The 540-nt window shown below is 78.5% G+C and carries 1 protein-coding gene; it reads left to right on the top strand.

The features are described from left to right. Positions 1-442: hypothetical protein (locus ACWJ6R_RS37830; RefSeq protein ID WP_449066782.1), on the top strand; the 442-nt coding region annotated here is incomplete at its 5' end. Positions 443-540 lie beyond the last annotated feature (98 nt).

The raw sequence follows: 540 nt of genomic DNA on the forward strand, positions 1-540 counted from the left end.
GCCCGCGCTGATCGCGCCGCGCCCGCCGGCCGGGGCGCTGCGCTGGGTCCCGGCGGGCGGCAGCCTCTACGCGGTCGGCGCGGACCAGGTGAGCCCCGCCAGGGGCTGGTCGGTCAGCATCCTCGACGAGCGGTCCGGCGCGCTGCGGTTCCTGATGGGCAAGAAGTCGGCGTCCCTGGCGGGCCACCTCACCTCCCGGTACCGCTGGGAGCGCCCGCGCCTGGTGGCCGACGGCGACTCCCTCTGGCTGACCATGCTCGACGCCGGCCGGAGCAGGCTCGTGCACGTCACCCCCGAGGGGGCGCGGGAGGTCCACCGCGCGGCGGGCACGTTCGAGCCGGTCGTCCGGGTCCCCACGGGCCTGCTCTGCCTGCACCGCCCCGCCGACGCGACCGGGGCCACCCGCGACCACCCCGCCACCCTGGTGCATCTGCCTTTGTGAGGCTCCGCCGGTACGGTGCCCGCCCCCCGGCGTGACCCGGGCGGCGGGACACGCGCCTTCTCAGGACGCGGCGGGAGGCGCGGCCTGCCCGGCGCCCA

It is taken from the genome of Planomonospora algeriensis (assembly GCF_977012225.1).